The organism is Rhizobium sp. SL86 (assembly GCF_026672545.1).
Lineage (GTDB): Bacteria > Pseudomonadota > Alphaproteobacteria > Rhizobiales > Rhizobiaceae > Neorhizobium.
The window spans coordinates 31,111-54,357 of record NZ_JAPPRJ010000006.1 but is presented as its reverse complement, the minus strand read 5'-3'; the positions used below and the strand labels follow the sequence as shown (position 1 = coordinate 54,357).

Sequence of the window (23,247 nt, the reverse complement as noted above, 5' to 3'; positions counted from 1 at the left end):
GCAATACAGTCGGACCGCCCGGTAAATGATCTGCCGTTGGCTCCTTTTTTGAACGCCCGGTTCATGCAGGAGTGGCATGTGAAACACATATCTATCATTGGAAAATTCCTGATCATCATGGCCTGCTTTGGCCTGTTTTCGCTTGGCATGGCTCTTTACTCAGGACAGCAAATGTCGAGCGCGGATGAGAGCTACGGTGCACTGATTGAAGAGGAATCGGCGGCGGCCGTGTATCTGTCGCGCGCCAACCGCAGTCTTCAGACGGTTCGGGCGTCCATTGGTGATCTCCTGATGTCGCGGTCGGCCGAGGGGAACGAACGAGCAGAACAGGAATTCAAAGAGGCTGAAGCCAGCTTCGTGCAGTACATGGATCGTGTCGCCAGCGCTCTTCCAGCGCGAGCTGATATAGCTCAGCTCAAGGCTGAAGGCCTTCAGGTGATCGATGGCGTATGTGCCCCTACGTTTAAGGCGGCACGAAACGCCACTTCCGAGCAGGATGTTGCCGCTTCGCAGAAGATGTTTCTGACGGAGTGTCAGCCTGCATTCAGTGCAATCGCACCGAGGTTCGAAGCTGCAACGCGAGAAGTCGTTGATGCAATGGAGATTGAAGCCCGTGACCTTTCCGTGAAGGCCAGCAGCACCGTCACAACCATACTGGTCGCCGTCATCATCGGCTTGATTGCTGTTCTTGTCGGCGGATTCATCGCGATCCGTTCCTGGCTGGTGCGCCCTATCCAGCACATGTCGGCCACGATGAATGTGCTGGCCAATGGCGACCTGACCATCGCTGTCGGCGGGACGGATCGCCGTGACGAATTGGGGGCCATGGCAAAGGCAGTCCAGGTATTCAAGGACAATGGCCTGCGCGGGCGTGAGCTTGAGCAGGAGGCTGCATCAACGCGTTCGGCCAGCGAGGCAGAACGGGCGCGGATTGCGGAGCTGGAGCGTCAGCGCAGCGAGCATATGGCTCGAGCGACGTCGGGTCTGGCCGAAGGACTGAAGTATCTTGCCGGCGGCGACCTGACATTCCGGCTGGATGAACCCTTCGCCAGTGACTTTGAAGCCTTGCGTTCGGACTTCAATGCAGCCGTCGAGCAGCTGGCTTGCAGCTTGCGGTCTGTGGCACAGGCCACAGGGTCGATCGATGGCGGTGCCCGTGAAATCAGCCAGAGCGCTGAAGATCTTTCAAAACGCACCGAGCAGCAGGCTGCGTCGCTTGAGGAAACGGCTGCGGCTCTCGACCAGATCACGACGAATGTCGCAAATTCTTCCATGCGGACGGAAGAAGCACGCCATGTGGCGATCGAGGCGAACAAGTCGGCGCAGCGCTCCGGTGAGGTCGTCGCCAATGCCGTGATTGCGATGCAGCGCATCGAGCAGTCGTCGAACCAGATCTCAAGCATCATCGGCGTCATCGACGAGATCGCCTTCCAGACCAATCTTCTGGCGCTCAATGCAGGTGTCGAAGCGGCACGAGCCGGTGAAGCTGGCAAGGGGTTTGCAGTTGTTGCTCAGGAGGTGCGCGAGCTTGCCCAGCGGTCTGCACAGGCTGCCAAGGAGATCAAGGACCTGATACGGAATTCCGTCGATGAGGTCAGCACGGGCGTCAAGCTGGTGCAGGAAACCGGCGAAGCCCTGAAGGTCATCGAGGACCAGGTCGTGACGATCAACACCCAGCTGGATGCGATTGCTACCTCTGCAAGGGAACAATCTGTTGGTCTGGCCGAGGTCAACACAGCAGTCAATCAGATGGACCAGGTGACGCAGCAAAATGCAGCCATGGTCGAAGAGTCCACTGCAGCCAGCGCCTCTCTCGCTGGAGAGGTTAAGCGCCTGCGTGAGATCATCGCCGACTTCCGTGTTGGGACCGAAAGCACGTCGGATCACGGACGGCCGATGCTTGCAAGACCTGAGCACAGGTCTGTCGCTTCTCCCGCACGACGCATGCTTGCCAAGGTGGCCGGGGCCGTCGGGCTAGCTGGCGGCGGCACCACGGCCCAGAGCTGGGAAGAGTTCTGATCCAACTTCGCAGCAGCCGTTGCTCTCGATCTGACCGGGTCTATCTTAACCCGGTCAGCCACATGGTAGCCGATAACTTACGTTTGAAGATCAGGAACAAAAAATGACGAACATTATCAGATTTCCGCCAAAAGTACTGCAGGAACGCCAACCCTCTTTGGACCTCCTTTGCGATCCGACGACCGATATCAGGCTCCTCGCTGAACAGCTTCATTCCTTGCATCAACAACTTCTGGTCTTGCGCCAGGAGATGGTAGGCAAGAAGGCCGAACTTGAGGTCGCGAGGCTCGACATGGAAAACCTAATGTCTTCGCGGCCTCCAACCAAACGGACGCCCCCTCTCTGACATCCCCTTTTGGTGGAGAGGAGAATGGCAGGAAGCGGTGGTCCCTGCATTGTGCGGCCATTCAATGGAATGCCTCTGTCTGAACCGCATGCTACCTATCAGGGCAGGACTGCGCATTTTTGGAGTACTCATCTCCGATAAGCCCGTGCGCCTGCAAACCACGTAGTCCCGGATACAGCCGGCCTCGACCGCGAGTGATGGGGTTGGTGATAGCGACGCGGAAGCGTTCGACGACACCGCAAACAACAGAAGTCACGGTCGTCGTTTAAAGCGGCGTCCAGCCCCCTCATGGTGAGCCGACAGGCGTGCTCACCAGCCTGCTATGAGATCAAGACATGTTCAAGGCAATAAACCTGTCCGAATATCTTCTGGGTACCGCCGACGCCACCATTCTGGAGGCTCGCTACCATTCACTCTTGCGGCAGATCCCAGTGCTGTTGTTATGCATCCAGGTCGGGCTTTTGCCGAGTTTCCAGATTATGCTTGAAGGAAATCGAGACCCAATTCTTTTGCTCTTTGCAGCGAGCTGCGAATTATTTTGTCTCCACATAGTGGTGTTCTTTTATAGAAGCCGGCGCATCGAGAAAAATATTGCGTATATACGGCGTAATCTTACTATATTTTCTTGCTATTTTTGCTTTGCAGGTGCCTCAGTGGCGACGCTTGTATTGTCGAGCATCGATGGACGCTTCGGTGCCCATGGATATGCGATATATCGCCAAGCCCTCATCTTCAGCATCGTCTTTCCGGTTATGCTGATCATGCTTGGCCGTTCAGCTTATGTGTATTGCAGCCTCCTGGTCGCGGCTGCTGTCGTCGTCGCGTTCTACGTGCAGTCTGATGATGCATGGCTGTCTGCCGTCACCGCCATCGTCTTTGCGATTGGTTGCATGAGCGCCTTGCATCGGCAAAGTCAGCGATTTGACCGATTGGTGCAGCTCCAGTCCGCGACCGAGGCCCTCAGTCAAGAAAATGCGCGGCTGGCTTCCATCGACCCACTCACCAATCTGAAGAACAGGCGGCACTTCTTCAATAACATCCAGGCGGCTGCCGAAGCGGCCATTGCTGCGGGCGATGGCTTCGTGGTCGGCGTGTTGGACCTGGATAGCTTCAAGAACTTAAATGACACCTTTGGGCATGCCGTCGGCGACCAAGTCTTGCAGGAAATGGGTGAAAGACTATCAGCCCAGTCTCATGCGACCCCTCAGTTTCATCGCCTCGGTGGAGATGAATTCGCATTCTATATGTCGACCACCGGGAACACTCATGATCTCCAGGGTTGGGCGAATAGCGTCATCGCGTCCCTCAAAAAGCCCATTGGAATTGGTCACAGAGCCATTGAAGTGAGTGCATCTGTCGGAATGGCGATTGGCCCAGATATGTCATCTGATGCTCTCCAGCTCTATGAATTTGCTGATTATGCGCTCTATGTTGCAAAGCAAAACGGCGGGGGGATGGCTGAGATCTTCTCGCAGTCTCACCGGCAGGCAATGCGGTCGGAGCGAGAGATTGAAACGACATTGAAAGCGGCAGATCTTGATCGTGAAATCCATTCGCTCTTTCAGCCCATCATGGACACGAATTCGGGAATGCCGCAATTCTTTGAGATCCTTGCCCGGTGGCATTCGCCAACCTTGGGGGAGGTCTATCCGGATACCTTCATTCCGATTGCGGAACGAACCGGATTGATATCGAGGATCACCGTGATCATGCTCCGGCAGGGGGTCTCGGCCATGCGCGAATGGCCAGAGCACATCGGTCTATCCCTCAATCTCTCGGCTCACGACATCATGAGTGCTGAAGTGGTGCGCAGCCTGGTTGAGACTATCCAGAACAGTGGACTGAGCCCGCAGCGATTTGTCTTCGAAATCACGGAGACGGCAGTTTTGGCAGACATCGAGAGGGCCAATTCGCAAATTGCCGCGCTGAACACATCTGGTATCCGCGTTGCGCTGGATGATTTCGGTTCTGGATATACAAGCTTGGGGCAACTCCAGTTCCTGCGATTGGACAAGATCAAGCTCGACAAGATCTTTGCGCGCGGCATTCAAAGCAACGCAACAAACAGCGCAATCGTCAGATCGGTTGTCGAACTCTGTCGACATCTGGAATTAGATCTAGTCGTCGAGGGCGTAGAGGATCAGAAAGCCAGTGACATTCTTGGTGAGCTCGGCTGCAGGTATCTGCAGGGCTATAGATTTTCGAAGCCAGTTTCTAGGAGTCACGCGTTGGAATTTCTAAGAATAAGTACAATGTAATCCAATAGTATTAATTCATATTTTGGTTATATGAAATTGAAAAATTAATAGATAAAATACATATAATTAATGTTTATTACAAAACCACGTTGATACAAGCAACGCGCGGATGCGCAATCAAAGGAGAAGATTCGGATGTCAGTTCTAAAGGCAGTCAAGATACGTTCAAAGATATTGATGCTTCTGCTTATTTTGAGCGCGGGGGCGATATCCGGACTTTCCTATATCGTGTTAAAATTTAGTGCGACGAGCGGTAGCTATAACAGTTTTCTCACGAATGAAAGTCAGGCGGCCATCTGGGGCCCACGCGGTGCAGCGGGCATCTGGACTGCTGTATCCATGGCAGGCCGATTGACGCACATGGAACCGTCATCGCCAGACTACACTCCCATGCTGAGCAAATACGAGAAGGATTTCAAAGCTGCAATCGAGCGATACGAGACCGTGGCCACCCTCGTTCCGTCCCGTGCCGAAGCCGTCAATGAAATACTTGGCACCATCAACACCGTAAAGACAAATTACGACAAGATGATCGCGCTGCACGCCCAGGGGAACACGGCAGAATCGGACGCCATCAAGCGGGAAACAGATACAGCCCTCCAGCAAATGTCATCGTTGATGGGTGCAAACAACAACGCCATGGTTGACATGCTAAAAGAGGGCGCCAGCCGTTTGGAAGCAGAAACGAACTTTGCCATCGCTTTCAGCATAAGTGCATTGCTGGTTGGCTTAATCGCGTGCCTCGGATTGTCAATCTATATTGCACAGGTCGGCATTACCACGCCGATGGCACGGCTTCGTGAGCGTATGGAAGGCCTTGCCTTAGGCGATACTGCGGCTGAGATTCCTGGACTTGACCGGAGGGATGAAGTTGGACAGATGGCAATGACCCTCCAGGTCTTCCGTGATAGCGCCATCGCGCGCATGCGGCTTGAGGAAGACGCTGATGCGAACCGCCGGCTGACCGACAATGATCGGCTTGTCCGGGAACAGCAGAAAGCAAAGGAGGCTGAAGACGTGGCCTGCGCAGTCGAATGTCTCGCAACGGGTCTTTCCAAACTGTCCGTCGGTGACGTTTCCTACCGCATCGACCAGCCTTTTGTTGCGGCGCTGGACAGCTTGCGCGCCAATTTCAATCAATCGGCAGAAAAGCTGGAAGCCGCACTCTCTCAGGTGGCCCAGAATGCCAAGGGGATCGATTCTGGTGCAAATGAAATACGGTCTGCCGCAGATGACCTTGCCAAGCGAACGGAACAACAAGCCGCTGCGGTGGAAGAAACAGCTGCAGCTCTGGAGGAGATTACAACGGCCACGCGCGACTCGGCGAAACGTGCGCAGGAAGCCGGAGAACTGGTCACTCGCACCCGGCGGGGCGCTGAACAGTCGGGCGAAATCGTTCGTAGGGCTGTGGTGGCTATGGGGCGGATTGAGAAATCATCTTCTGAGATCGGCAATATCGTTGGGGTTATCGACGAGATTGCTTTTCAGACCAATCTCCTGGCGTTGAATGCTGGCGTTGAGGCTGCTCGCGCAGGAGACGCCGGTAAGGGATTTGCAGTTGTTGCCCAGGAAGTGCGTGAGCTTGCGCAACGTTCGGCAAATGCTGCAAAGGAAATCAAGCAGCTGATCTCATCGTCCAATGAACACGTGAATGAAGGTGTGAAGCTGGTCGGCGAGACTGGTAACGCGCTAGAGATGATTGTTTCGGATGTGCAGGAAGTCAACCGGCATGTGGTTGCCATTGTCGAATCCGCCCAGGAACAGTCCTCTGGGCTCCAGCAGATCAACGCCGCCGTTAACCAAATGGACCAGGAAACACAGCGCAATGCCGCAATGGTGGAAGAAAGCAATGCTGCAAGCCACAACCTAGCCAAGGAAGCGATGTCACTAAACGACTTGCTGGCGCAATTCAAGATTCGCAACCATGTGCAGCGGATGCCGACGACCGTTGACGGCAACGCTGCCGCCTCTCCTTCGGTTGCATCTCCGGCCCGCGCCCTGGCGCGGCGGTTGGCCACAGCCTTTAATGGAAATGCAGCAACCGCAAATGAATGGCGGGAATTCTAATACGCCCCCTCGCTGGAGCGAGCAAGCTATTGCCACAAGGTTCTGTCGGAATGCTCTTCAAAAGGCTTACAACTGTATTGGTTGGCGCGAACGAGCCGGGCTACCAGCCGCCATGGGGGCTGATGCAAGATTATTATATGATCAGCCCGCATTTTTTTGCCGCAATGGGGATTTTGGCGGCGGCAGTCCAGCCTTTGAGTCAAGGTGAAACTGGCAAGGTTTTGTTAATAGCGGGAATGCTTGCCTTCCAGTTGATTGTCTGCATTATTTGTCAATACCGCTTTGAACGCCGCAGTGACAACTCCCGTTTCGAGTCCTGGTTGAATGGATACATTGGTATCTTGTGTTTGTCAGGCTTGACCTGGGGCGGATCACTGGCACTGCTCTATGTCGGCGCAAGCCCGGACAGCCAACTGTTCACTCTGGCGGTATGCTTCGCTATTGTCCAGTCATGCATTTCCCGCATTTACATGACACCGGGCCCAACCCTGGGCCTTATTTTGGTGATAGCAACACCCTTGGTGCTTGCTGCTCTCAGCGAAGACCAGTGGACAATATTTCCTCTCGCCGTTATCTTTTTCATGTTTCAGATGAGCCACATGCTCAGGCTGATCTCATTTGAAGAGGGACGCAATTCTGCAGAGCGCCAGATGGTCAGGCTTATGGCGGAACTGACTGAGGCCAATGCACAATTGTTGCGCCACGCGGCAACCGACGGCCTGACCGGGCTTGCCAATCGTCGAGTCCTGGACAGCGATCTGAAGACAGCCATCAGCGCGGCTAAATCATCACACGAACCACTCTGCGTCATCCTGCTTGATGTCGACCATTTCAAGAGCTTCAATGACAATTACGGGCATTTGTCGGGTGACGAGTGCCTGTGCCGGATCGGGAGAATGCTGGCCGGAGAAAGCGCCGGCGGTTCCATTATGCCGGCGCGCTATGGTGGTGAAGAGTTTGCGATCATCCTGCGCGGATTGAACAGGGAGAAATGCCTGAACTTCGCTACCGGACTTCTGGAGAAGGCCGCCGCCCTCGACATGTCCGACATTGCCACACCGGGAACCACAATCACCATCAGCATCGGTCTGGCGACCTTCAATGCGGCCACGGATGACGAACTCAGCCTGCTCGACCGTGCGGACAAGGGCCTCTATGCAGCCAAACACGCCGGCCGCAATTGCGTTCGCACGATCGAAAGCTCGCCAAGGCAACTATCCGTCGTGACGCGATAATTCCAAATTTGTTGCACTGGCCTGCTGCCGGTTTTTCGGACACCGAGTTAAACTAATCCCACCTTTGTTTCAAAGTCATTGGGGCTGAGATAGCCCAGCGTCGAGTGGCGACGCTTCGGATTGTAGAAGCGCTCGATGTAATCGAATACATCCGCTCTGGCGTCATTCCTCGTGCGATAAACCCTGCGTGCTGTTCTCTCCGTTTTCAGTGATGAGAAAAAGCTTTCCATAGCAGCGTTGTCCCAGACATTTCCAGAGCGGCTCATGGAGCAGGTGATGCCGTGGTCGCTCATGAGGCGCTGGAACTGCTCGCTCGTATATTGGCTTCCCTGATCGGAATGATGCAGTAGCGCATCTGGCTTTCCTCGACGCCAGATCGCCATGATCAGCGCATCTGTGACGAGTTGGGCCGTCATGTTGGCATTCATCGACCAGCCGACAACACGGCGTGAGAACAGGTCAATGACGACAGCTACATACAGCCAGCCTTCTGCTGTCCATAGTGGAGTAAGAAGCGCGGATGCGCTTCTCCTCCCCGAACCGTACGTGCACCTTTCAGCGCATACGGCTCTCTATTCAAGCTTGGCCCATGGCCATAGCAACGTCATGGTAGTGCGACGTAACGGTACTGCGGTCTTCAAGCCGGAAGATGTATGGGTTTCCCTCCGGATTGCGCCACCGCAATTGCGCCTTGGGGCTTGAGACAAGCCGTTGCAGCGCTTTCCCGACAGGGTCGCCGCGTTCATTGCGACCAAACACGAGCCAGGTTTTGGCCTTGCCCAATTCCGGGACCCTGAACCATTTCCGCATCAAGGGTTTGATGCGAGATCGGTACTTGTGTCCCAGCCAATGCGCCAGTTTCCAAAACACGACATGGTCGATGCGCCGGAAGACGTACGCCGTGAAGTCGGTGAACTTGTAGAACGCCGCCCATCCCGCCAATTGGCGGTTCAGGTCGGCGATCATGTCGACCGTGCTGACACTATGATTACCGGAAAGGGTTTCGGTGAGCTTGCGGACAAACCCCTTGGCCTTTTCCTTGGGTATCGTCGTGACGATGGACATCCGTCCATGCGCCCCACGCTTGCGGATGATCCGGTGCCCCAGAAAGACGAAGCCGTCATTGACGTGTGTGACATGGGTCTTTTCCATGTTCAGCGTCAACTTCAACTCACCTTCCAGAAACGCCCGGCATTCTTCGCGGATTTCCTCTGCCTGAGCTCTGGTTCCTTTTACGATCACGACAAAGTCGTCAGCGTATCGGCAATAGGCAACAGCCGGTTTCCATTGCCGGTTCTCGCGAACCGTGATGGGGCGGCCCTGCTGGATGCCGAAGTTCCATGCCCAGCGATCCTTGCGGGCCTTCTTGTTCAGGTATTTCGCCTCCAGCCAGATATCAAACTCGTGGAGCATGATGTTGGACAGGAGCGGTGACAGAACGCCACCTTGCGGGACACCCTCGCTTGAGGCCGTAAACAGGCCACGGTCGATGTGGCCTGCTTTCAAGAACCGATAGAGTAGATCGACGAACCGTCCGTCCTGCACACGTCGCCGCACGCATTTCAGAAGCAGCCGGTGATGGACCGTGTCGAAGTAGCTGGCCAAATCACCTTCGATGATCCAGCGGCCCCTCGTCGTGTCGGCACCATCCTGAAGCTGTATCCTCACGGTGCGGACGGCATGATGCACGCTCCGTTCCGGCCGGAAGCCATAGGATAAACGATGGAAATCGCTCTCCCAGATTGGCTCCATGGCCATCAGCATGGCGCGTTGGACAATGCGATCCGTCAGGGTCGGAATACCCAGTGGTCGTAGCTTGCCGTTTGATTTCGGGATATAGATGCGCTTGACCGGCTGGGGGCGATAGGTCTCCTCCAGCAGGCTTGTCCGCAGGTCGTCCAGATGCTGATCCAGTTTGACCTGAAGCCTTTGCTTATCCATTCCGTCGATGCCCGGCGTTCGTGCGCCGCTTGACGCCAGAACCATCCGAGCAGCCTCGGCAAGCCATTCCCTATTGGCAATCAGCCGAAGAAGCCGATCAAACCGTCGGTTTGGATCGCTCTCGGCCCATGTTGCGAGCTTGTGCTGCATTTCACTGATTATCAAAGGTCTTCACCTCGCTTGGTCAGATAGTTTGCACTTCAAGCAGTTTGAACTGTTCCCCTTCGCCATGTGATGGGCTTTCCCCATCCCGAACTACTACGAGAACTCCGCCAACATGATGGACATCAGGGTCAACTCCCTTGCGACGCAATACTTCGTTATCATTCCATCATGCCTTCCCTCGTTCATATGCTGGACGTCAGCGTATTGGTGAGGTTGCCGGTCGCAGTCTTTTCCCTTGCGTTCCGCAAGTCGATGCCGATGCCATGGTCTGGCTGCATTCTCCCCATGACCCCATGCGGGCGACCTACATATACGCCCGTATTCGGATGCCGCCGACTTACGTGTCCGGCAGCTTCATCAGCATTCCGCCTGTTAAGCCGTGTAGGCGAAGGCGACATTTCAGCCCTCAGATGCGGGTTAACCGGTTCGTGTTCCTCAACCTTCCAATACTTCAGCCTAGGGAACCATCTCGGCGTAACGGCTTCGCCTCAATCCCCTTTACCTGCGGGCTACGTCACCCTGCCAGTTGACGGCAAGTCACCGCCGCTTGGGCTCATGCCCCCCTCGCAGCAGGGAGCAGGCAAGTCTTCACATCCTCCCTTCTCTTTGCATTCCAGTCATATGCCTCCCCGATTGGGGCGAGGCGCACTATAGGTGAAGTCGGCCACCCATTTCTGGTTCGGTCGCTCTGCCATGAACTGACGGTCCAGCACGTTCGGCATGATGACGGCACGGTCACCGGCATCTTTCGGCAAGCCACGCCGTCTCGGCCTCGCCCTGAGCGCATTCAAGCGCATCCAATTTCCCCGCATCGAGGGTCGTTCCCAATATGCTGATGGCAACACGTCGCTTCATTGTTTATCCAATATTATAGCTTCCCATATGCAAGGATAATATCTTTCCCAGGTCAGATTCTACAACCGTAGACTTCTTAGTTCGCCCTGAAAAACCCAAAAACCTTTTTGTTTTCAGGGATTCCCAAGGAGATTGAAGTATAGGAATCTACAGGAAATCAGGTTCCGAGGCTCGATTTTCTGGGGTTTTTTCGATGCGCCCGACACGCCCTTCTTCCGACAGGAATGATCTTTTTCGCGAGCGCCTGGATGCGATGATCAACATGAGCCACCCTTTGGTAAAGCTCACGAAAGTGATGGACTGGTCGCGCTTCGATGCGGCTTTCGGCGGCTTCTACCGTCCCGTTGGCCGGCCGGCCAAGCCGACACGGCTGATGGTTGGCCTGCATTATTTGAAGCATGTCCACGACCTGTCTGACGAGGAGACGGTCGAGCGCTGGGTTGAAAATCCCTATTGGCAGTATTTTTGCGGCTTCGAGTTCTTCCAGACTGAGTTTCCAATCGATCCCAGCACCATGACGCGCTGGCGCAAGCGCATCGGTCCGGATGGGTTGAGTGCGATGCTCAAAGCCAGCGTCGATGCGGCCCTTGATACCGGAACGGTCAAAGCCTCTTCGTTGGAGCGCATCACGGTGGACACGACAGTGCAGTCCAAAGCGATTGCCTATCCGACCGACGGGCGGCTTTGCCTGAAGGCGCTCATGTCACTCGTGCGCCTGGCCAAGCGTTTCGGCATCGACCTTCGCCAGAGCCACACCCGGCTTGCAAAAGCCGCCGCCCTCAGAGCCGGTCGTTATGCCCATGCCAGGCAGTTTCGCCGCATGCGCCGGGAATTGAAGAAGCTGCGCACCTATCTCGGCCGCGTCTACCGCGATATCTGCCGCAAGATCGCAGGAAACCTCGATCTTGCGGCCCGCTTTGATGTCCCCCAAAACCCGTCTCCCCGTATGCCCAGCTCGTTTGAGAGTAATCTAGAACGCATTCGTCTGAACCGGAACTGAAAACACTGCCTCGATGCTACGCAGCGGGCTTGGAAGACTCCTTCCCGCGCGATTAGGCACTCACACCACACCCCTCTGCGCAATCGGTCGCTCGCCCCACGACCTGATTTGCCGGAGAAATGCGTACGTCGTGGAGCAGGCTAGGTGCCTCTACAGAATGCGCCTATTCGCGATCTGATACGCATCCTCACTGACTAGAACCCATTTGCCCATTCTCTACGCCCTATGGACATGATGCGCCAAGGCTGGCTTTCGAGCTTTCGCCAAGCATCGCAGCAGTGAGCGACAATATCGTCGTAGGATTTGAAGACGCGGTTGGAGAGCCAGTTCTCGCGCATGAATAGCCAGAGGTTCTCAACCGGGTTGAGCTCCGGCGACTTCGGCGGCAGTGGCAAGATCGAGATGTTGGTGGGCACGACAAGGTGGTTCGACATGTGCCAGCCCGCCTGATCCATGATGAGAATGGCATGCGCATCATCGGCCACGTGTCGGGAGATTTCAGCCAGATGCTGCGTCATCGCGTAGGTGTCGCACCATGGCATGACCAACGCCGCCGCTTTGCCCAGCTTGGGGCAGATGGCACCGAAGATGTAGGCCGAGCGGGTTCGCTGGTCGTGTGGTGCGGATGGCCTTGATCCCCGCTTTGCCCAGCGGCGGGTGATCTTGTTCTTCTGACCAATCCGGGCCTCATCCTGGTACCAGATTTCTATTCGTTTCCCTTGAGCGGCCCCGCCTGCGATCTCTGCCACTGCGGCGGGGAAGCTTTTTTAAAATCCTCAATGGCTTGAGGGTCCTGCGCATGATGTTTCGGGCGGGCAGCGAGCTTGCGGTAACCCATGGCGCGCACCTCCCGGCTCAGTGTCTGTTCGCTCACCGAGACACGAAACTCTTCCCAGAGCCACTGAGCCAGATCGCACAGACGCCATCGGACGACACCGTCAAGATAAGGCGTCGGTCCCACTTCGATGGCTTTTGCAAGGGCCGCGCGCTGCTGATCGTTCAGCAGTGACTTGGGGCCTGGAGCCTTGCCGTCGATCAGCCCATCAGGACCACGTTCGTTGAAACGCAGGACCCAGTCCCGCACGATCTGCAGCGTGACATTGCCCAGCCGTGCAGCATCCGAGCGCGAGCCTCCGTCATAGATCGCGGCGAGTGCCAAAAGACGGCGCGCCTGACCCCCATGCTTGCTCTGACGCGCCAGACGTCGAAGACCTTCAGCATCAAAATCTGTCCGCAATGAAATTCCTGTTCGCATCCGAAACCTCCGGTTTGCATCTGTCGGTGGCTGTTGAGAACCGCGCATATTTGGTGCCGAGACGGGATTACGGCGAATCTGGACGCGGCGGACAGGGCCCTGAGATTATTGCAAAGGTTTTGATGGGGGAGATGAGCGCGGGATGTGGCGTCAGGAGCCCGGAGGGCGACTGAGGCACATCCCGCGCTGCGTCCGTCAATGATAGACTGGCGGAGCGCCGCAAACAGACATCGACCAAAGCTACCAGGCCAATTCGATGTCCAATCCCTCAGGCATCTGTGAGATGACGTGGCTGTCATCACGCAGGACTGCCGACTGGTTCACGGTGAGCGTCATTATAATGGTATTGGCGCATTCCGTCGAGCTTCTCCGATCAATCCCGACGGCGCTTCGAAAGGTGCGCCGCCGCGATGCAAACTGCTCGTTTCTTCCTCTGCGGGCGGTGTCGCGCGCAGGTTCTGCTTTGCCGCCATTGCGATCGGGGTCAGCGCTATTGCGGTTCTGCCTGCGCCCATGCGGCGCGCCGTGACAGCCTGCGGGCAGCCGGACGGCGCTACCAGAGCACCCGGCCGGGGCGCTTTGCCCATGCCGATCGCTCCCGCCGATATCGGCAGGCTCGCAAAAACGTGACGCATCACTCTCCACCCGTCGTTCCAGAGGGTTCACGACTGAAGGCGTCCACAAACGGCGGCATCGTTGCACCGGGCGATGGCACCGCTGGCGTGGTGTCATCGATCGAGCCGTGGTGCCGGCGCTGCGGCAGCTCTGTGCCGCTGTTCTTTCGCCGCGGCTTCGTGCGTCGCCGGGGGACACACGTGCGTCCATTCGACCATGGAGATCGAACCGATGACCATATCTGCCGAGAAGGAAGCGATGATCCTGCGCCTGTACCACGTTGAGAAGTGGCGCTGCGGCACGATCGCCAAGCAATTGCATTGCCATCACACCACCGTCTTCAGGGTCCTGAAGGACGCGGGCTTGCCTCGACACAGGCCGGTGATCCGCCCCGCCGAGATCGACCTGTACCTGCCGTTTATCCAGCAGACGCTGACCAAATATCCTGACCTGACGTCCAGCCGCCTTTACGGGATGGTGCAGGAGCGCGGCTATAAGGGATCGCCCGACCACTTCCGGCACATGGTGGCGCTGCACCGACCACGGAAGGCGGCGGAAGCTTATCTACGACTACGCACCCTGCCGGGTGAGCAGGGCCAGGTCGACTGGGGTCATTTTGGCCACATCGAGATCGGCAGGGCCCGCCGCCCGCTGATGGCCTTCGTCATGGTGCTATCCTACTCGCGCGACATCTATCTGCGCTTCTTCCTTGATGCCCGCATGGAAAACTTCCTGCGCGGCCATGTCGGCGCATTCAACGACTGGAACAGCCTTCCCAGAGTGCTGCTCTACGACAATCTGAAGTCCGCCGTCCTTGAACGGCAGGGCGATGCCATCCGCTTCCATCCGACATTGTTGGCCTTCGCGGCTCATTATCGCTTCGAACCCCGTCCTGTCGCGGTAGCACGGGGCAACGAGAAAGGCCGTGTCGAGCGCGCCATTCGCCACATCCGGGAAGCCTTCTTCATCGCCCGCACCTTCAAGGACCTCGACGATCTCAATGCCCAGGCCGAACACTGGTGCCGGACCCAGGCTGCCGACAGGCCATGCCCGGAGGACCGGGCAATGACGGTGCGTGAGGCGTTCTCAAAAGAACAGCCCATGCTTCTGCCCTTGCCGGCCAATCCCTATCCCGTCGAGGAGCAGGTGGCCGTGAAGGTTGGCAAGACACCCTACGTGCGCTTCGATCTGAACGATTACTCGGTCCCTCATACGCATGTCCAACGAACACTCACCGTTCGCGCCGATCTCGTCCAGGTCAGGATATTCGACGCCGCCACGATGATCGCCAGCCACCGTCGCAGCTTCGATAGGGGCCAGCAGATCGAGGATCCTCAGCACCTGAAGGCACTCGTCGCCGTCAAGCGCGAGGCACGCCAGCATCGCGGCCTCAATAGCCTGACGCGGGCCGTGCCGGCTTGTCAGAAGCTGATGATGCATGCCGCAGAACGTGGCGCCAATATCGGCGCAATCACCAACGCCATGCTGACGTTGCTCGACCTCTACGGCGCCCAGGAACTCCAGGCGGCCGTCGAAGACGCTTTGCGCGCCGGCGCCTCGCATTCCAAGGCGGTTCGATCAGTGCTCGAACGCCGCCGGATTGCGCGGGGCGCTCCGCCCCCGGTCGAAACCAGGCTGCCCGAGCATGTCCGCAAGAAGGACACGACTGTCATTCCCCACAAGCTCGACCGTTACGATCAACTCACATTGAAAGGAAACGACGATGAATAAGATCGACACCCTGTTCAATCGCGCCAGACAATTGCGCCTTTATGGCCTGACGGCCCATTGGGACGAGATCGCCACACAGGACTGGGTGCCGACCGTGATCCGGTGGGAAGAAGACGAGCGCTCCGACCGCTCGCTGCTGCGACGCATGCGCACCGCCAGGCTCGGCCACTTCAAGCAAATGGCCGACTATGACTGGAAGTGGCCGCGCCGCATCGACCGCGCCACCGTCGAGGAACTGATGACGCTGGCATTCATGAAGGATGCCACCAACATCGTCTTCATCGGTCCGAACGGCGTCGGCAAATCGACGCTCGCCCTCAACATCGCCTACCAGGCACTCATCCGGGGCCATTCGGTCCTGTTCCGCACCGCCAGCGAAATGCTCGGCGAACTCGCCGCCATCGACAGCGATTCCCTGCTGCGCCGCAAGCTTCAGTACTATGCTTCCCATGACGTCCTGCTGATCGACGAGATCGGCTACCTATCCTATTCCAACCGCCATGCCGATCTGCTCTTCGAGCTCATCAGCCGCCGATACGAGAAACGCTCGACCATCGTCACCACCAATAAACCCTTTGCGCAATGGTCGGAGGTCTTTCCGAACGCCGCGTGCGTCGTCAGCCTGGTCGATCGTCTCGTCCACCACTGCGAAGTCGTCGCGATCGAAGGAGATTCCTATCGCTTCAAGGAAGCCAACGAGCGCTCCATAGCCCAGCGTCAGCAACGCGCCAGTCACCAATCCGGCGAAACAGAGCCCGCATCATGACCGAAAAGACGCACCACTCTTCAGGTCTCAAGCGTGGCCTGCCAATCCTCATCAGTGCCGAATGGACCCCCGAGCAGGCATGGGCCGTCTTCGAACTCCTCGATGATCTGCGCGACGCCATCTGGAACCATTACGCCCCTGACATCCAGCACATGGTCCAAAACCAACAAGCTTCCGACGATAATCAAGATTAGCAACACTGAAGGCGGCTTCTTCAGCCGCTTTCAAAGTTCTCAATCCTCGGCACCATTTATCCGCGCTTTTGGACAGCCGCCAACAGCATCAGAGATTCAGATTCATCGCGCTTTGGGAAGCCCAAAGAGTCGGCATCAGAAAGACGCCGTATGACTGCTTTCAACGACCCTACGAGACTCTTCCATAAAAGTCCGCCGCCGTACCCAACCGACCCCATTGACTTTATCATTCCGGTTTCATATTTTTTGTTTGTGAAACCGATTTGGAACATGACCATGGCCGGAAACAATGTCATTGCATTCCGAAATCCAGCTAGTCCGATCGCGCATTTCATCCGCATCGGCGAAGCTCATAAGAAGTTTGGCGAACTCTATGCCGCGGGAAGGCTGCCCATTCGACGGGTCGTCATCGAGGCATCACGCCTTCTTTTCCAAAGAAACTTCATCGCAGATCTTCGTCGCGATGGCGTGGAGATCGTGCTCGATACGCAAGTCGCCGAACTGAGCGCGAAAGCGCGCTTCGCAGGTGCTGTTCGCCACGCACCTTGGGCCGTTGCGGGCGCGTTGCTGGGTCCTCAGCATTTTGCAGCAAACGCATCGACCGATGTCATAGGTCAGATTGCCCGTTTCGCCGTGGCGCACAATATTGACACAGTGCTTGCCCCAACCCATTTCCTCGCCGACCCGGACCACGCGGATTGGCTATCGATCGATCGAGCTTCCTGCCTTGCCTTGCGCGCAGCACTCGATCGTGAAGGTGGGAAGCATATTGCTATCGATTACCCGGTCATCCATTCGCATGTCGCGATCAACGACGGGTCACAGCGCAGCGAGGTGGTAGGCGCACTGAACGACCTGCCCTTCGATAATCTGTGGCTGCGTCTTTCCGGCCTCGGCCATGAAGCCAAGCCGCAGACCACGCGGCAATTCCTTTTGTCGCTGCAAGGCATTCATAATCTCGGATGCCCGATCATCATCGACCACCTTGACGGTTTGCTTGGCCAGGCCGCGTTGGCATTCGGCGCCGCTTCCGGACTTGCACACGGCATCATGGAGCGAAACCAGTTCGACGCGCGATCCTGGCATAAAGAGCCTGAACCGCGCGACGAGGAAAGCGGCTTCGGTAAGACGACCTACATTCCCATTCCCGGGCTGGCGAAATCCCTGAAACGTAACGAATTGGAATACTTGTCCAATGCTCGCGGCGGTAAACGAGCGCTTGGGTGCCAGGATGTATGCTGCTCCCATGGTGTGACGAATATGTTATCCGACACGCGCCAACACGCGGCCCGGCAGGCCTTTGCTGCCGTGGAAGTGTTTACTCCCGTGCCGGATCATAATAGGGAGCAGTTCTTCCTGGAAAAGCCGCTGCGTGAGACCGAACGCATTGCCAGGACCATCAAGGACCTCCGGCCGAACGCCAAGGACGCGGCCCGGTTCGGTATCGACGAGAAGGGAGCTGCGAGCTTGACGAAACGCCTGACGGATCACCACGGCCGCGTCGTGAAGCTTGGCGACACTCTGACACTGATGCATGAAACTCGCGGAAAAGGTGCTCCGCGTGCCAAAACGGCGTCCGGCCCACGTATTTCAGGTCATTCCGATAACATCCAGCAGATGCGATAATTGTCATGCAGGGAGCAGTACCCAGATTTCTAAACGAGATCGGCGAAGCCGGTGGCCTGAAGGGCACCGACATCGCCAATATCATGGACGTGTCGAAAGCAACCGTCTCACGTTGGCGCGCGGGCGATATCAAACCTCAGCCACGCAATGAGCTGATCCTCTCTGATTTGCACTATGTAGTGACCCGTCTGACGGACTATTATTCATCGGATGAGATCCGGACCTGGCTTTATGCCCGCCATCCGCAACTAAACGGCGAGCGGGCGATTGACCTTATCCATCAGGACCGTGCTATCGAAGTGCTGAAGGTAATTGACCGACTCGATAACGAGGTTTTCCTGTAAAGCATGGTTCACACGCGTAGAAGCCGGGACAATGCACTCATCGACGCGATCGAAGCCCTTACACCTGTTCGGTTTGAAGGCACTGTATGGCGGGTGGTCCGTAAGGGACGATCACCGGTCGATTGCGCGCGTGCTGGCGGCCGTTGGGACGACGGGACCTTCGATGTGCTCTATACCTCGCAGCAGCGCGATGGAGCGATAGCGGAGATGTACTTCCATCTCGGCCGCGGGCAGCCCGTCTTTCCGTCGAAAGTGGAATACGGGGTGCATGAGCTGGACGTGACGGTTGATCGCGCGCTTCAGCTTGTGGATCTTGATGCGTTGCGAGCTCTTGGCCTCGATACCTCCCGTTACGGGCAATTGTCCTACGACCGAGCAAGTGACGAATACCCACGGTCGCAAGATATCGCCGAAGCCGCGCATTTTCTTGAGTTCGACGGCCTCGTCGTCCCGAGCGCACGATGGAAGTGCATGAACGTAATTCTGTTCTGCGATCGCGTGCCGCCTGACTCTATGGAAATCACTGCCGACCACGGTCTTATAGACTGGCCCGTTTGGATCAAAGCCAACGCGCGTTAGGGGAGCGCCCAGCCAAGCATCACGAAAGTCGCCCGTTTTACCGACTGGTAGAGTCACAAATTCAACAGGCCAAGGTATGACACGGGGAGAACATCAGGGAGAACGTATCGATCCGGAAACTGCGCTCCCGAACCTACTCAGGATGCTATTTGATACAGATGACGCGGACACGCTGACGATGTTGTGGGCCGTCCACGCGCTGCAAAACGAAAGGTCGGAAGCGGCCGCAAAGCACCTCAACTTTCCACCGCAGGCGCACACGTCGAGTATGGATTCGCCGTTCGCCGTTTTCCCTTGGGACATCGAAACGCTGATCACCCTGATGTCGAACACGCCCAAGTCGGTTTCACCACCGTGGCTGAGGCAACCGATGAATGTTCGAGAGTTCAATTGAGAGCGGCGGTGCAAAATTAGTACTACAGTTGTGTTTTGGGGTAAATCATGATTCCCTTCCGCTGGTTGGCGAATAGGGAGATACGCAATGTCTGTTTCATCCTGGGCGGGCGGGCTTGTTGATTGGCGGCGTACACTGACGGAAATAAAGAGGTTCATTGCCCCCGCATTCAAGCGCATTGAGCAGAGGCAGACCGCTGGAATTTTCATCGATGGGCTTTTATCCCGCGCTGAACGTAAGACGGGCTGGATGCTGGCGGAAGAAGCCGGCCTGGATCGCCCCTATCGTATCCAGTCATTATTGGGAAGGTCCTTGTGGTCTGCGGATGAGCTCTGTGAACGTGTTCGCCATTATGTGATCGAGGCGCTGGGGGACCCTGACGGAGTTCTTGTCGTTGATGAAACGGGGTTCTTGAAGAAAGGCGATCAATCTGTCGGTGTCGCACGACAATATTCCGGGACAGCAGGTCGGATTGAGAACTGTCAGGTAGGCGTATTTGCCGGCTATGCCAGTCGTTTTGGTCATGCTCTCATCGATAGGCAACTCTACCTTCCCAAGGAATGGGCCGAAGATCCGGAGCGTCTGCAAAAAGCGAGCGTTCCGGAGGATCTTGCCTTTGCGACCAAGCCTACGATCGCGCGCATGATGATTGAACGGATTCTTGACGAGGGCGTCCCATGCGCCTTCGTGCTGGCGGATGCTCTTTATGGCTCGGACAGCAAATTCAGGAGTGCACTGGAAAGGCGCAAACAGCCTTATGTCCTCGCGGTTCGCTCGAACCATACACTGCGGATCTTTCGCGAAGAACAGCTCATCCTCACGGATACGGAAACGATGATCGATGAGTTGGATGCACAGGCATGGCAGGCACTGTCTGCGGGAGAAGGAACCAAGGGGCCGCGCCTTTATGAATGGACACGTCTGCCAATTGCCCGACCCAATGAAGATGGCTTTCAGCGCTGGCTTCTTGCGCGGCGTAGTCTGCGTAATCCAGACGCTATCGCCTACTACTTCGCAAACGCTCCTGCTGAGACGACATTGGCTGAACTTGCGGCCGCTGCCGGATTGCGCTGGACAATCGAAGAATGCTTCCTGCGCGCCAAGGATGATCTAGGTCTCGACCATTGCGAGGCGCGCTCCTGGCATGGGTGTGCGATGTCAGTGTCCAGCTTTCCCCAGATCGACGGTTTCAGAGCGTCGGGTTTTGGTTTGCGGGACGGTTTGCGTTCGATGATGAACGGCTTGGTCTGCTGACGCATTGATCCTCCAGGCTGTGATTCGCGAGCGCAACGATATCTCACCGGGCATGGCAGGCAAGCCGGACCACGGTTGCACGTGACCCACTCCCCAATCGAAGCAGGCTCCGACGACGGGACAAGCGGAGCATGATCCAGGTTGCCATTCTTCCCACGGGCAAATGCGGTGAGCGCCATTGCCATATCCCTTCACGACAGAGTTTCCGGCAACCCATCTGCGGGCTCGATGGGGCATGTCTGACCGGAGACCGGCTGCGCCTCGATCGTCTTCCCGCAACGACAAGTCTGAGATTTCTTACCCCGGATCCCTCACGGGCTCCTCCTCTCCCACTAACAAATCTGCGACTTGTCGCCCTCCATTGCATTGCGGCCCTATTGGGTGCGGTCTGATCGTCCCCGGTCTTTGCGACTGCCATCGAGGCCGCGATGGGCGCGGCCCGAACACGAGAAAAGGAATACGACAATGGCGACTATCGGCACCTTCACTTCCGAAAAGAACGGCTTCACCGGCTCTATTCGCACTCTCGCCTTGAACGTCAAAGCCCGCATCGCGCGGGTTGAAAATCCCTCCGACAAGGGCCCGCAGTTCCGCGTCTATGCCGGAAGCGTTGAACTCGGCGCGGCTTGGCAGAAAACCTCCGAGCAGGGTCGCGACTACCTCTCGGTCAAGCTCGACGATCCGAGCTTCCCTGCCCCGATCTACGCAACGCTCGCCGAGGTCGAAGGCGAGGAAGGCCTCCAGCTCATCTGGTCCCGCCCGAACCGCGACTGATCGGGATCACAAGGCTCCGCCACCGGCGGAGCCCACCTTCCTGCCAAGAGATCAAAGCCGGACCCTGCATCGAGCCAGGCCCGGCTTTTTTGGTGGCATACGGTGAGCGGGGAAGCTGCTCAGAATGCATGATTGTGCCAAGCGGCGACGCCGGCCTCAAGGATGAGCGGTCCCCCCAATTTGCTCCACCTGCCCTCAAGGGCAGCTTCCGCAAATCGGCTCCCCCACTCACCGGCTCTGCCGGTCGCGCATGCGATCCTTGACCCCGCCATCCCCTCTCGGACCCGCCTGTCATCTTTCACAAACGTCAAGGAGACGAAGATGACCTACGAACTCGAAATCCAGATCGAAGAACTGCGGGTCGAGCTGCGCAACGCTGTTGATGGCGCCGAGCGTCGCCAGATACAGGCTGAACTCGAAATCGTCCAGGCGGAGGCTGATCGTCGCTGCTGCCGAGATGGAGGACCTGGCTGAGGCAGAGCCGCCTTTCTGACGGCGGTGATCTCTACCAACCCCTCCACCGTGCGACCACGAATACATTATTTACACCAATGCTGTATATGCTGTATAAACAGCACTGAGACCCTTTCACCCTAATCGTATTGAGGCTGGCCACATGACAAGCAGGAACGGCTCCTACACGACAAGCGACCTTTCTCGGAAATCCGGAGATATCATCGCCGAGGCACTTCGACACCCTGTCACGATCACCCAACGCAACAAGCCGCGATTGGTGTTGCTGAACATAGACGATTACGAACGTCTTATGCGCCAGTCGGATCGTCGCTCTGTAGGCAGACTGGAGACAATGTCCGACGAGCTGTTTGCTGAATTTGAAGAGGCCGTCGATGTCTACGCCCAGTCTGATGAGACGAGTCGATGAGCGTATATGACAAGGTCCAGACGGCTGCGGTCGTTCGATATCCATATCTGTGGAGCCATGAGGCAAACGAGGGAGAAACGGAAGGGCGCAAGAACCGTCCTGTGGCTGTCGGCGTGCGGATCGCGAGGTCGGGTGGCGATTTTGTTTTGTTTTTTCCGATAACGACAAAGATGCCCGACCGAAATCGTTTTGCCGTCGAGATTCCGACCATCGAAAAGCGACGCGCGGGTCTTGATGCAGATCTTCCGCTGTGGCTCGTCCTGGATGAGTTCAACAGTGATATCATAGGCCGGTCATTCTATTTGGAGCCTGAGCCTCCGCTTGGTCACTTCAGCAGGGCATTCTTTTTGCCGCTTCTGCGCGAATTTATTGCCCGTCGAAAGTCCTTTGCGGAAGTTAGCCGATCGAGATAGCGGAGTGTGGACAGCAGGGTCTCCGTTCGAGAAGACCAAGGTCCGCCCTCACATTCTCTTTTGCCAGCGGCGGTATCGTCGGGTGTTTACTTCGAAGCGACAGAGCCAATTGCCCGATATCCCCGGCGGCGTTTTTGCCTCAGAAGATCAAGGAAGAGATCAACCGCGTCCTGTTCCTTTTCGAACTGATGAGTTTTCACCTGACCGTTCGTCCCAATCCGTCCCCATCGCCGCGTCAGGCATGCCTCTCCGAACAGGTTCGGCTCGATCGACAACGCGTAGAAGCGGGCCAGGTTCTTACTGGCATCCTTGCGTTCGACATAGAGGTGATAGGGTTGGGCGATCATGCGCTAAGAATCGCGTGAAGCGCGCCCTGCGTCCAACGAGATTTATGAATCGATTGTGCCGGATCGATTCAGTTCGGTGAAGAATCGGTATCGATCAGGTCGAGCGGTCCACCTTCGGCGCACCGCTCTATTCCCAGCGCGTACCAAGCCTACAAGCGGACTGCGCCGATTCCAGTGGCGATCCTC

The 23,247-nt window shown here is 56.8% G+C and carries 20 protein-coding genes and 3 pseudogenes; 18 read left to right on the top strand and 5 right to left on the bottom strand.

Features of this window, described 5'->3' with window-relative positions; all coding sequences use genetic code 11:
- Positions 1-78 precede the first annotated feature (78 nt).
- The 5 genes from OU993_RS19185 to OU993_RS19165 all read left to right on the top strand — a co-directional run bounded on the left by OU993_RS19185 (position 79) and on the right by OU993_RS19165 (position 7,925).
- Positions 79-2,019 carry a methyl-accepting chemotaxis protein gene (locus tag OU993_RS19185; RefSeq protein WP_268160207.1) on the top strand — a complete coding sequence of 647 codons (1,941 nt, stop codon included), beginning with the start codon at positions 79-81 and terminating at the stop codon, positions 2,017-2,019.
- A 103-nt stretch (positions 2,020-2,122) separates the two neighbouring features.
- Complete coding sequence (locus tag OU993_RS19180) at positions 2,123-2,365, top strand: hypothetical protein (RefSeq protein WP_268160206.1); 243 nt, start codon at positions 2,123-2,125, stop codon at positions 2,363-2,365.
- A 335-nt stretch (positions 2,366-2,700) separates the two neighbouring features.
- Positions 2,701-4,623 carry a putative bifunctional diguanylate cyclase/phosphodiesterase gene (locus tag OU993_RS19175; protein WP_268160204.1) on the top strand — a complete coding sequence of 641 codons (1,923 nt, stop codon included), beginning with the start codon at positions 2,701-2,703 and terminating at the stop codon, positions 4,621-4,623.
- A gap of 135 nt (positions 4,624-4,758) precedes the next feature.
- Positions 4,759-6,690: a methyl-accepting chemotaxis protein gene (locus OU993_RS19170; RefSeq protein WP_268160202.1), complete on the top strand. Its 1,932-nt coding sequence runs from the start codon at positions 4,759-4,761 to the stop codon at positions 6,688-6,690.
- A 50-nt stretch (positions 6,691-6,740) separates the two neighbouring features.
- A complete protein-coding gene (locus tag OU993_RS19165; protein ID WP_268160200.1) occupies positions 6,741-7,925 on the top strand; it encodes a GGDEF domain-containing protein in 1,185 nt (394 codons plus the stop codon).
- Positions 7,926-7,972: 47 nt separating this feature from the next.
- Here the strand turns inward: OU993_RS19165 and OU993_RS19160 are convergent.
- From OU993_RS19160 to OU993_RS19150, 3 genes and pseudogenes are all read right to left on the bottom strand, one after another.
- Positions 7,973-8,434 (bottom strand): annotated as a pseudogene (locus OU993_RS19160) (IS3 family transposase); the annotation flags it as partial.
- 67 nt (positions 8,435-8,501) lie between these two features.
- Positions 8,502-10,016, bottom strand: coding sequence for a group II intron reverse transcriptase/maturase (ltrA, locus tag OU993_RS19155; RefSeq protein ID WP_442793011.1), 1,515 nt, complete (start codon positions 10,014-10,016; stop codon positions 8,502-8,504).
- 665 nt (positions 10,017-10,681) lie between these two features.
- Positions 10,682-10,828: pseudogene (locus tag OU993_RS19150) on the bottom strand (IS3 family transposase); the annotation flags it as partial.
- 251 nt (positions 10,829-11,079) lie between these two features.
- Between OU993_RS19150 and OU993_RS19145 the strand changes: the two are divergent.
- Positions 11,080-11,805, top strand: a pseudogene (locus OU993_RS19145) (IS5 family transposase); the annotation flags it as partial.
- Positions 11,806-12,080: 275 nt separating this feature from the next.
- On the opposite strand, the gene OU993_RS19140 reads toward OU993_RS19145, so the two are convergent.
- Positions 12,081-13,141 (bottom strand): IS630 family transposase gene (locus OU993_RS19140; protein WP_268160196.1). Its coding sequence is split into 2 segments (ribosomal slippage): positions 12,081-12,649 and positions 12,649-13,141, totalling 1,062 coding nucleotides; the frame shifts between segments, so codons are not numbered across the junction.
- An 846-nt stretch (positions 13,142-13,987) separates the two neighbouring features.
- On the opposite strand from OU993_RS19140, the gene istA reads away from it, so the two are divergent.
- From istA to OU993_RS19080, 12 genes are all read left to right on the top strand, one after another.
- Entirely contained in the window at positions 13,988-15,487 is a 1,500-nt protein-coding gene (gene istA, locus OU993_RS19135) for an IS21 family transposase (RefSeq protein ID WP_268154920.1), read from the top strand.
- Positions 15,480-16,253 (top strand): IS21-like element helper ATPase IstB, encoded by a 774-nt coding sequence (gene istB, locus OU993_RS19130; RefSeq protein WP_268154921.1) that lies wholly within the window; start codon positions 15,480-15,482, stop codon positions 16,251-16,253. The genes istA and istB overlap by 8 nt, the downstream gene beginning before the upstream one ends.
- On the top strand, positions 16,250-16,447 hold the full coding sequence (locus OU993_RS19125; RefSeq protein ID WP_268155107.1) for a hypothetical protein: 198 nt from the start codon (positions 16,250-16,252) through the stop codon (positions 16,445-16,447). The genes istB and OU993_RS19125 overlap by 4 nt, the downstream gene beginning before the upstream one ends.
- A gap of 150 nt (positions 16,448-16,597) precedes the next feature.
- The gene (locus OU993_RS19120; protein WP_268160194.1) at positions 16,598-18,073 is read left to right on the top strand and encodes a hypothetical protein; all 1,476 of its coding nucleotides are present in this window, start codon (positions 16,598-16,600) and stop codon (positions 18,071-18,073) included.
- A 5-nt stretch (positions 18,074-18,078) separates the two neighbouring features.
- Positions 18,079-18,417 (top strand): antitoxin Xre/MbcA/ParS toxin-binding domain-containing protein, encoded by a 339-nt coding sequence (locus tag OU993_RS19115; RefSeq protein ID WP_060585355.1) that lies wholly within the window; start codon positions 18,079-18,081, stop codon positions 18,415-18,417.
- A gap of 3 nt (positions 18,418-18,420) precedes the next feature.
- Positions 18,421-18,996 carry an RES family NAD+ phosphorylase gene (locus OU993_RS19110; protein ID WP_176952428.1) on the top strand — a complete coding sequence of 192 codons (576 nt, stop codon included), beginning with the start codon at positions 18,421-18,423 and terminating at the stop codon, positions 18,994-18,996.
- Positions 18,997-19,072: 76 nt separating this feature from the next.
- Positions 19,073-19,390: a hypothetical protein gene (locus tag OU993_RS19105; RefSeq protein ID WP_268160190.1), complete on the top strand. Its 318-nt coding sequence runs from the start codon at positions 19,073-19,075 to the stop codon at positions 19,388-19,390.
- An 87-nt stretch (positions 19,391-19,477) separates the two neighbouring features.
- Positions 19,478-20,644: an IS701 family transposase gene (locus tag OU993_RS19100; protein ID WP_442793010.1), complete on the top strand. Its 1,167-nt coding sequence runs from the start codon at positions 19,478-19,480 to the stop codon at positions 20,642-20,644.
- 465 nt (positions 20,645-21,109) lie between these two features.
- Positions 21,110-21,418, top strand: coding sequence for a DUF736 domain-containing protein (locus OU993_RS19095; protein WP_056320183.1), 309 nt, complete (start codon positions 21,110-21,112; stop codon positions 21,416-21,418).
- A gap of 321 nt (positions 21,419-21,739) precedes the next feature.
- Positions 21,740-21,892, top strand: coding sequence for a hypothetical protein (locus OU993_RS19090; RefSeq protein ID WP_268160400.1), 153 nt, complete (start codon positions 21,740-21,742; stop codon positions 21,890-21,892).
- Between the two features lie 142 nt (positions 21,893-22,034).
- Complete coding sequence (locus OU993_RS19085; RefSeq protein WP_149747991.1) at positions 22,035-22,301, top strand: type II toxin-antitoxin system prevent-host-death family antitoxin; 267 nt, start codon at positions 22,035-22,037, stop codon at positions 22,299-22,301.
- The gene (locus OU993_RS19080) at positions 22,298-22,714 is read left to right on the top strand and encodes a hypothetical protein (protein WP_268160184.1); all 417 of its coding nucleotides are present in this window, start codon (positions 22,298-22,300) and stop codon (positions 22,712-22,714) included. Before OU993_RS19085 ends, OU993_RS19080 begins: the two co-directional genes overlap by 4 nt.
- An 86-nt stretch (positions 22,715-22,800) precedes the next feature.
- Here the strand turns inward: OU993_RS19080 and OU993_RS19075 are convergent, their stop codons facing one another.
- Complete coding sequence (locus OU993_RS19075; protein WP_268160182.1) at positions 22,801-23,061, bottom strand: WGR domain-containing protein; 261 nt, start codon at positions 23,059-23,061, stop codon at positions 22,801-22,803.
- Positions 23,062-23,247 lie beyond the last annotated feature (186 nt).

Coding starts and splice junctions, on each gene's coding strand:
- OU993_RS19180 (WP_268160206.1), top strand. CDS start 2,123: ATGACGAACATTATCAGATTTCCGCCAAAAGTACTGCAGGAACGCCAA.
- OU993_RS19175 (WP_268160204.1), top strand. CDS start 2,701: ATGTTCAAGGCAATAAACCTGTCCGAATATCTTCTGGGTACCGCCGAC.
- OU993_RS19170 (WP_268160202.1), top strand. CDS start 4,759: ATGTCAGTTCTAAAGGCAGTCAAGATACGTTCAAAGATATTGATGCTT.
- OU993_RS19165 (WP_268160200.1), top strand. CDS start 6,741: ATGCTCTTCAAAAGGCTTACAACTGTATTGGTTGGCGCGAACGAGCCG.
- ltrA (WP_442793011.1), bottom strand. CDS start 10,016: ATGCAGCACAAGCTCGCAACATGGGCCGAGAGCGATCCAAACCGACGG.
- istA (WP_268154920.1), top strand. CDS start 13,988: ATGACCATATCTGCCGAGAAGGAAGCGATGATCCTGCGCCTGTACCAC.
- istB (WP_268154921.1), top strand. CDS start 15,480: ATGAATAAGATCGACACCCTGTTCAATCGCGCCAGACAATTGCGCCTT.
- OU993_RS19125 (WP_268155107.1), top strand. CDS start 16,250: ATGACCGAAAAGACGCACCACTCTTCAGGTCTCAAGCGTGGCCTGCCA.
- OU993_RS19120 (WP_268160194.1), top strand. CDS start 16,598: ATGACTGCTTTCAACGACCCTACGAGACTCTTCCATAAAAGTCCGCCG.
- OU993_RS19115 (WP_060585355.1), top strand. CDS start 18,079: ATGCAGGGAGCAGTACCCAGATTTCTAAACGAGATCGGCGAAGCCGGT.
- OU993_RS19110 (WP_176952428.1), top strand. CDS start 18,421: ATGGTTCACACGCGTAGAAGCCGGGACAATGCACTCATCGACGCGATC.
- OU993_RS19105 (WP_268160190.1), top strand. CDS start 19,073: ATGACACGGGGAGAACATCAGGGAGAACGTATCGATCCGGAAACTGCG.
- OU993_RS19100 (WP_442793010.1), top strand. CDS start 19,478: ATGTCTGTTTCATCCTGGGCGGGCGGGCTTGTTGATTGGCGGCGTACA.
- OU993_RS19095 (WP_056320183.1), top strand. CDS start 21,110: ATGGCGACTATCGGCACCTTCACTTCCGAAAAGAACGGCTTCACCGGC.
- OU993_RS19090 (WP_268160400.1), top strand. CDS start 21,740: ATGACCTACGAACTCGAAATCCAGATCGAAGAACTGCGGGTCGAGCTG.
- OU993_RS19085 (WP_149747991.1), top strand. CDS start 22,035: ATGACAAGCAGGAACGGCTCCTACACGACAAGCGACCTTTCTCGGAAA.
- OU993_RS19080 (WP_268160184.1), top strand. CDS start 22,298: ATGAGCGTATATGACAAGGTCCAGACGGCTGCGGTCGTTCGATATCCA.
- OU993_RS19075 (WP_268160182.1), bottom strand. CDS start 23,061: ATGATCGCCCAACCCTATCACCTCTATGTCGAACGCAAGGATGCCAGT.